8 protein-coding genes are annotated in these 8294 nt (G+C 35.3%); all 8 read left to right on the top strand.

Annotated features, from left to right (window positions below):
• Nucleotides 1-197: hypothetical protein (locus AB1422_13515; GenBank protein ID MEW6620330.1), on the top strand; the 197-nt coding region annotated here is incomplete at its 5' end.
• A gap of 89 nt (nucleotides 198-286) precedes the next feature.
• Nucleotides 287-1603 carry a nodulation protein NfeD gene (locus tag AB1422_13510; protein MEW6620329.1) on the top strand — a complete coding sequence of 439 codons (1317 nt, stop codon included), beginning with the start codon at nucleotides 287-289 and terminating at the stop codon, nucleotides 1601-1603.
• Between the two features lie 148 nt (nucleotides 1604-1751).
• Nucleotides 1752-1880 (top strand): hypothetical protein, encoded by a 129-nt coding sequence (locus AB1422_13505; GenBank protein MEW6620328.1) that lies wholly within the window; start codon nucleotides 1752-1754, stop codon nucleotides 1878-1880.
• Nucleotides 1881-2065: 185 nt separating this feature from the next.
• Nucleotides 2066-2824, top strand: a complete 759-nt coding sequence (locus AB1422_13500; GenBank protein MEW6620327.1) for a slipin family protein — start codon at nucleotides 2066-2068, stop codon at nucleotides 2822-2824.
• A gap of 11 nt (nucleotides 2825-2835) precedes the next feature.
• Nucleotides 2836-4110 (top strand): glycosyltransferase N-terminal domain-containing protein, encoded by a 1275-nt coding sequence (locus tag AB1422_13495; GenBank protein ID MEW6620326.1) that lies wholly within the window; start codon nucleotides 2836-2838, stop codon nucleotides 4108-4110.
• A complete protein-coding gene (locus tag AB1422_13490) occupies nucleotides 4107-6458 on the top strand; it encodes a beta-galactosidase (GenBank protein MEW6620325.1) in 2352 nt (783 codons plus the stop codon). The genes AB1422_13495 and AB1422_13490 overlap by 4 nt, the downstream gene beginning before the upstream one ends.
• A 95-nt stretch (nucleotides 6459-6553) precedes the next feature.
• Nucleotides 6554-6781, top strand: coding sequence for a GxxExxY protein (locus tag AB1422_13485; protein MEW6620324.1), 228 nt, complete (start codon nucleotides 6554-6556; stop codon nucleotides 6779-6781).
• A gap of 396 nt (nucleotides 6782-7177) precedes the next feature.
• Nucleotides 7178-8047, top strand: coding sequence for an Rpn family recombination-promoting nuclease/putative transposase (locus AB1422_13480; protein ID MEW6620323.1), 870 nt, complete (start codon nucleotides 7178-7180; stop codon nucleotides 8045-8047).
• The last annotated feature ends 247 nt before the right edge of the window (nucleotides 8048-8294 follow it).

Genomic DNA, 8294 nt, shown 5'->3' with positions numbered 1-8294 from the left:
TTGTTTTCCACAATCAATTTCTACCTATTTCTATAAATTTCAATCTATATTCTATTATCTTATCTCCATATCACTCTTATCTCCTTATCCCCTTTCTTACACTTTTGATATATAGCCTGAACGGTTATGAATTTATTTGGAATTTGGAATTTGTGATTTGGAATTTCAGAGCCATATCTATGTCAAATTTCGATTAATAAGTGCTATAGAGAGAAAATAGTCAAAGTGAGTATGTGTTTAGCGTGCTACAGCGAATGTGATAACCTATTCAAGGGGAGAGAAAAAGATGCCCAAGTGGAAATTGATTTTTTTAACCGTAATATTCCTGTTTATTTATAGCCCTGTTTGGGCAAAGACAGAGATTATTTATCAGATCAAGATAGAAGGTGTAATTAATCCTGTGACCGAGCGATTTGTAGTCAATGCGATTAATAAGGCGGTTAAAGAGGAGGCTGTATGTTTAATCATTGAAATGGATACCCCAGGAGGACTTGTCAGTTCTACCCATAATATTGTCAAGGAAATACTTAACTCTAAAATCCCGATTATTACTTACATTTCCCCACGAGGTGCAAGGGCGGCTTCTGCGGGTGTATTTATTTCTTTAGCCTGTGATGTCATCGCTATGGCACCAATGACCCATATTGGTGCCGCACATCCGGTAACTATGGGTAGTGCTCCTTTTCAAAGCGAAGGAACAAAAAGTGCTGGGGTTATGGAAGATAAAATTACCAATGATTTAGTCGCAGGGGTTAAAAGCATTGCTGAGGAAAAAGGACGCAATATCAAATGGGCAGAAGATGCTGTGCGCAAAAGCAAATCTATTACAGAAAAAGAGGCTCTTAACCTTAAAGTAATTGACTTTATTGCCGAAGATTTCTCAGACCTTCTTAAAAAATTAAATGGAAAAATCATAAAAAAGAAAAAAGAGACAATTAAACTTGTAACAAAAGGCATAGCCACGCAAGAAATTAAGATGAATTTTAGAGAGAAATTCCTCCACGCCATTGCCGAGCCAAATGTGGCTTATATTTTATTAATGCTGGGTATTTATGGGCTTATCTATGAATTTGCCTCTCCGGGCGTAGGATTAGGGGCTGTTTGTGGCAGTATTTGTTTGATATTAGCCTTCTTTGGACTACAAAGTCTGCCAATTAATTTAGCCGGCTTACTTCTAATTATTCTTGGTTTCATCCTCTTAATATTAGAGGCATTTGCCCCTTCACATGGGCTATTAAGCATAGGAGGTGGTATATCCTTGATATTTGGTTCTTTTATCTTGATTGACTCTTCTGCCGCTCCTTTCATCACTATTTCCAGGAATTTAATTTTAGCCGTGGCAATTTGCACTGCTTTAGCCTCCTTTATTGCTATTGGGTTGAGTATTCGCGCTCATCGACGCAAGGTAACTACTGGAAAAGAAGGAATAATTGGAGAGTCTGCCATAGCTAAAACAAAAATATCAAAACAAGGATTGGTCTTTGCTCAAGGTGAAATATGGGAGGCTATAACTGAAGACGAGGAGGTGATTGAAGAAGGTGAAAAAGTAAAAATAGTCGGAATGGAAGGATTAAAATTAAAGATAAGGAAATTTGGTAATTGATACTCGGTAGCGGTTATATGATAAGTATTTAACCAGTTACCATTTAACCAATTACAAATTACCAATAGGGTTCTGCAAAATAGGATTTGGGGGAGACAATAAATAAATATCAAATATCAAATATTAAATATCAAATATAAATATCAAAATGCAAAATTACAAATCAAATTTCAAAAAGGACTTCAAGAAAAGAGTGTATAACTTTACTCTGCGACTTATAGAATTCATCGATAAGTTGCCAAAGGATAGTGTTTCTCAAAGAATTGGTGAGCAATAGGAAGTAGCGCTGAAAGGAAAGAGATAATTTTACATTTTGATATGTAATTTTTATATTTGCTTTTTGCATTTTGCTCTTTGGATGAAATTGATAAAAATAGAGGTTTTAAATACCTGCTTAAAAACTACAGTTTCCTGGTTTTGCAGAACCCTAACAAATTACCAAACAAAGGAGGTTAGAAAAAAATGGGACATATTTCATTAGTGGTGATAGGTTTTGCGATTGTGCTTTTAATTGGCGGAATTAAGGTTTTGCGTGAGTATGAAAGAGCCGTAGTTTTTAGATTGGGAAGGTTAGTTGGTGACCGGGGACCAGGGATTATTTATATTATTCCATTATTTGAACAATGGAATAAGGTTGATTTAAGAACTGTTACAATGGATATTCCACCACAAGAAGTCATTACGCGGGATAATGTGACTGTTCGAGTTAATGCTGTTTGTTATTTCCGAGTGCTTAATCCAGCAAATGCGATTACTAAAATCACTAATTATGTTTATGCGACTTCGCAAATTGCTCAAACGACCTTAAGAAGTGTTCTTGGACAATCAGAATTAGATGAGTTATTAGCACATCGGGATAAAATAAATCAGGAGTTACAGCGAATAATCGATTCTCAAACAGACCCATGGGGAATAAAGGTAAGTGTGGTTGAGGTAAAGGATGTTGAGTTACCTGAGGCGATGAAACGAGCAATGGCAAAACAGGCTGAGGCAGAACGGGAAAAGCGGGCGAAGATTATTCATGCCGAAGGTGAATTCCTGGCGGCAGAAAAATTAACTCAAGCCGCTGAGGTTATCAATAAAGTTCCTGTCGCCGTTCAACTCAGATATTTACAAACCTTAACTGAAATAGGGGTTGAAAAAAATACAACGGTTGTCTTTCCAATTCCAATAGATATCCTTCAACCTTTCTTAAACTTAATTGGAAAAGAAAAACAGTAGGTTGGATATAAATGAAACTTTTTTACCAAATATTCTATAACGCCCTGGGGTTACCACTTCTTTATTCTGGATTCTTTTTAGGGGCTGTTTTTAATGAAAAGATAAGAAAAGGGTTAGTCGGAAGAAAAAAACTTATCCTTAAGTTAAAGAAGAAATTAACCCCAGGGAAATGGCTCTGGTTTCATATCAGTTCGATGGGAGAATTTGAGCAGGCAAAACCTATCATTAGCACTTTAAAAGAAAAAAAGGATGTCCAAATATTAGTTACCTTCTTCTCTCCATCAGGCTATGAACCTAATATTAATTATAAAGACGCCGATATTGTTTCCTATCTACCGTTTGATACAGCCGCTAATACTAAAAAAATGCTTAAACTTGTTAATCCAGCCGGACTTATTTTTATTAAATATGACCTCTGGCCTAATCTTGTCTGGCAAGCGAAAAAAATGAAGATTCCAATACTTTTAGCTGACGGAAGCCTTTCCCACACCAAATTGAACTTGCTTACAAAATCATTTTATAAACAGGTATATAGTTCTCTTGACACCATTTGTGCCATTTTAAAAGAGGATGAGACGATTTTTAAAACATTAACTACACAAACTAAAATTTTAGTTACTGGCGATACCCGATATGACCAGGTATATCAAAGATTAATCAAGGTCAAAAAAGAAGAATCTAAAACCCGAAACTTTTTCCCGGATGAGGCGAAAATAATTGTCGCTGGAAGCACCTGGCAAAAGGATGAGGAAATAATATTATCCGCATATAAGCACCTCCTGAGCCAATTTAAAGATTTAATCTTAATTTTAGTCCCGCATGAACCAAATTCTGAAAGATTGAAGGAAATAGAAAAAATGACCTCAAAATTAAACCTTTTATCTATCAAATGGTCAACATTAGAAGAATCCCGCACAATTGGTGATGCAAAAGTAATCGTCGTGGACCGGATAGGGCTATTAGCCCGACTTTATCAACTGGGGGATTTGACTTATGTGGGAGGGAGTTTTGGTTATGGGGTGCATAATTGTCTTGAGCCAGCGGTTATGGGTAAACCCGTCTTTTTCGGCCCCCGGATAAATAATTCTAAAGAGGCAAGATTATTAGTCGAAAGAGGAGCAGGATTTGTCGTTACCACTTCGCAAGGATTGACAACTATAATGATACGATTATTAACCCACCAAGAATTACTTGCTAAATCAGGTCAATCTGCCTTTGAATTAGTTAAGGAAAACTTAGGTGCTACGGGAAAAATTATGATGGAAATAGAAAAAATAATGCTATGAAAAGCCTGAATATAAAAAATGGAGTTTTTACCTTACAGGAAAAAGAAAGATTTTTGCTCATCGGTGAATTCCAGTATTTTAGAATAAAGAAAAAACTCTGGGCAGAAGGACTTTCAAAACTAAAATCTATTGGCTTTAATGGTATTTCAACTTATGTCCCCTGGGTCTGGCACGAGGTAGAGGAAGGTAACTTTGATTTTAGAGGGAAAACCTATCCAGAAAGAGATTTAATTGGCTTTATAGAAGAATGTAAAAAAAAGAGTTTGTTTTTAGTTATCAAGCCAGGACCCCTCATCTACGCCGAATACCAGGGATTGGGTAATCCTTTATGGATTGGAGAGAGATATAAAGAAACCGTGATGCTTAAGCCCAATGGTAAACCACATAAGGGAGATTTTTACTATAATTATTCCTTACTCCATCCTGCCTACCTTTCATTAATCAAAAAATGGTTTTCTGCGGTTATTGATGTCATCCAGCCATATTTTAATGACCCTATTGTTTTATTCCAGATAGATAATGAAACCGGACTTATGTTCTATAACCAACTTGGGGAATTAGATTTTAATCCTGACACCATCAATCATTACCAGAGTTTTTTAGAACAAAAATATCAGGCTCTATCTACCCTGAATCAGGTCTTTAAGAAGAACTATTCATCTTTTTCAGAGATTTTACCTCCAGAGAAAATATTTGGTCGTCAGGAGGCTATGGAGTGGCAGATTTTTTTGGAAATATGGGTAACAGAGTATCTGTTGAAACTTAAAGAGTTGATTAAAGAATCAGGGGTTGATTTACCTCTGCTTATCAACGAATCAGCCACATATCTTTCTCCAGCCAATCCCGAATTAAAAGAACCTATCGGAGATATTTATGCTTATAATTTGTACACCAAAGCAACTGGTAGCCTTTATACCGCAGATTTTCCTTTTTCTAATTCCCAATATCCGGCGTTATTTAAAGCTTATACTTCTAAAAAACCATTGTTTGCTGGTGAATTAGGCAGTGGTTGGTTTGATAAAAGGGCTTATGTGTCAAATGAGGCAACATTACAGGTAATGATGGGGTCAATTGCCCACGGCGTCAAAGGATTTTGTCTATTCCCTGTTCATGATGGCATAGAGATAACTGGTGAAATTTATAATTTTAAATCCATCCTTGATTATCAGGGAAATACTACCCCAGGATATGATTTAGTCACTAAGGTTAATAAATTTATTGTAGAGAATGAGCAAATGCTAATCTCATCCACCACAATTTATGACCCAATTGCGATTTTAACCTATTTCCCTAATTTTAGATTTACGCCGCAAGATTATCTTCCTTTTCAAATATTTCCAGACCCTATCAAATATATGGCTTTTTTAGGGCATTATGGCATTTACGCCTTACTTCTTCAGGCAGGTTTTAATCCCGAAATTTTATCCATAGAAAGGGTTAAGGATTTGAAGAGATTTAAAGTGGTTATATTTCCGACCAAAGGGTTTATTTCGCCAGATTTATTAGAGAAACTAAGGGAATATATTAAACACGGTGGCAATCTTATTACCTTTCCCAAACCCATTACTGAGGATATTTATGGTAATCCATTACAAGTAACTGATATTTATCCAGAAATTCCCTCGCAAGAAATTTACCCTGACCGTTTAAGGTTGCTTAAGCATCTTGTTTGGCATTTTCTTATCAAATACAATCTTTGGACAAGACCGAGTTTGAAAAAGGCACATAAGACCCAGATGCATATCTGTGATACCTTTGAACCTTTGTTGGTGGGACAATATGCCAGATATAAAGGGATAGAGATAAAATCAGAGGTAGGAGATATTCGAGCAGATTATTATCTAAGTTTTTATGAAAAGGCAGTCGCCCCCATCTTAAAATATAAAGGCAAACCTGTTGGCTACATATCTCAGCTCGGGTTGGGCAAAAGTATCGTCATTGGCACACTCCCTGGTGGTTGTTTTCTTACACCAACTTACTACCAACTCTCTAAATCCACAAGAACATCTTTAACCAACTTTATTACTCATCTTATGAAAATTTCAGATGTTGAACAAAAAATCTTAACCAGTCTGGAAATAGAAGTAGTAATAAGAAATTTGGGAGAAGGGTATTTAGTCTTTATCATCAATCGGCTGGGAAAACAAGAAGGAATTTTAAAATTCAAAGACCTGAATTTTATTAAAGCAACAAAACTCTTTTCCTACAAGGAATCTTCGGTTTTAATTAAATCTAAAGATGAGCTTGAATTAGCAATTGATGCGGATGATGTTCTGGTCATCAATTTATACTCAACAACGGCACAAATTGAGATTTTTAATAGTCACCCTAATAGCCAAAGGATATAGACTTTTGAAACATATAACCTATGTATACCATATTTTCGACCTGTGCGGTTAGGTGAAGGGTTCAGGTAGGATAAAAATAAGGAGAAAGGGAGAAGATGGAGAAGTGGAGAAAAGAAGAGTTAACTAATAGGATTATTAATGTCTGTATTAATGTCCATAAAAAGTTAGGACCTGGTTTTCTGGAGAGCATCTATCACAATGCCTTGAAGGTTGAGTTTGCAAGACAGAACATCATCTTTGAATCAGAAAAAGAAGTTAAGATATTCTATCAAGGTGTTGAGGTTGGGATTCATAGACTTGAGCTTTTCGACCTGTGCGGTTAAATGTAAAATGGATAATGTAAAATGAAAAATGTCCAATGAAAATGTATAACTGAAAGGTAATGAGTCTTGCGAAGTAGTAAAATTTCCCATTTTTCATTTCCTATTTTACATTTTACATTTATTTTTTCTTTGCGTCTCTGCGATGAATTAGTCTAATCGCATAGGTGGAAAAGTTTGAGCCATTTCTCCAATTCTCCCTTTTCCCCATTTCTCCTTGTTTACACTTCTAATGTATAACCTTGAACGGGTTACCGAATTTTTTGTTGACAAAGGATAAAATTTGTGGTAAAATATCCTCACAATGGGCACAAATGGATATAATACCAAAACACTCAAAAAGCAATGTCCTCTCAGTTTCAAAAAGCAATTTCCTATCAGTCAAGGAGGAATAAAAATATGCAGTTTTTGGATGTAAAAACAGACTTTGCCTTTAAAAAGGTATTTGGAAGCAAACAATCAAAAGATATACTTATAAACTTTATAAACTCAGTGGTTAAATTCAAAGATGGAAGCATTATTGAAGATTTAACCATCGTTGACCCATATCAGATACCGTTACTTAAAGGGATGAAGGATACCTATGTTGATGTCAAGGCAATGTTATCAGATGGTAGTGGCGTCCTTATTGAGATGCAGATATTAAATTATGAAGGATTAGAAAAAAGGATTCTCTACAATGCGGCGAAGGCATATTCTACTCAACTTTTATGTGGTGATGAATTTTATCTATTAAACCCGATTATTGCTATCACTATTACTGATTTTGAGATGTTTAGTGAGTGGACAAAGGTCATCAGTTACTTCAGATTGATAGAGAAGGAGGAGTTAGTTGAATATAGTGGAGATATTGAATTAATCTTCATTGAGTTGCCAAAATTCAAGAAGGAAGAAAGTGAATTAAGTGATATTACGGATAAATGGATATATTTTATAAAAAATGCGGGTAAGCTAAATTACATACCCAAAACACTGGGGATGAGTAAAGAGATAAAGAAGGCATTTGAGATAGCCAATCAAGCAAGTCTGAGTGCTAAAGAATTAGAGATACAGCATAAAAGGAAAGATTTCATCTATATTCAAAAGGCATCGATTTCTTATGCCGAAAAGAAAGGCTTACAACAAGGGTTAGAACAAGGAATTCGACAAGGACTAATAGAGACAGCTAAATCGATGTATAAAAAAGGGTTTAAATTGGAGATGATTGCTGAGATAACAGGACTTTCAGAAGAGGAAATAAATAGAGAGGGGATTGGAGTCAAACCTTGAGTGAGTGTTGACAAGAAAAAGTATATTCGATTTGACGATGAACAAATTTTAATGGATGTATAACTCTATTAAAATAAAGCAATTAAGAGCTTAGGTATAAGATTGCATGAAACATTCACTAATTCGTAAGCGTTCAGGTGGTGTAACAAAAGGAGATGTGGAGATTAAGGAGATAGGGAGATATTATTAAAAAAATTGAAATTAATAGAAACTAATAGAAATTTATGGAAATTTGTTGTTTTCCACA

The organism is bacterium (genome assembly GCA_040757115.1).
In the GTDB taxonomy this organism is placed as follows: Bacteria; UBA9089; CG2-30-40-21; order CG2-30-40-21; family SBAY01; genus JBFLXS01.
This window is presented reverse-complemented; position numbering and strand designations above follow the sequence as displayed.

Bases quoted from the DNA above. Each gene is read 5' to 3' on its own strand.
- AB1422_13490 (MEW6620325.1), top strand. From the start codon at position 4,107: ATGAAAAGCCTGAATATAAAAAATGGAGTTTTTACCTTACAGGAAAAA.
- AB1422_13480 (MEW6620323.1), top strand. From the start codon at position 7,178: ATGCAGTTTTTGGATGTAAAAACAGACTTTGCCTTTAAAAAGGTATTT.
- AB1422_13485 (MEW6620324.1), top strand. From the start codon at position 6,554: ATGGAGAAGTGGAGAAAAGAAGAGTTAACTAATAGGATTATTAATGTC.
- AB1422_13495 (MEW6620326.1), top strand. From the start codon at position 2,836: ATGAAACTTTTTTACCAAATATTCTATAACGCCCTGGGGTTACCACTT.
- AB1422_13510 (MEW6620329.1), top strand. From the start codon at position 287: ATGCCCAAGTGGAAATTGATTTTTTTAACCGTAATATTCCTGTTTATT.
- AB1422_13505 (MEW6620328.1), top strand. From the start codon at position 1,752: ATGCAAAATTACAAATCAAATTTCAAAAAGGACTTCAAGAAAAGAGTG.
- AB1422_13500 (MEW6620327.1), top strand. From the start codon at position 2,066: ATGGGACATATTTCATTAGTGGTGATAGGTTTTGCGATTGTGCTTTTA.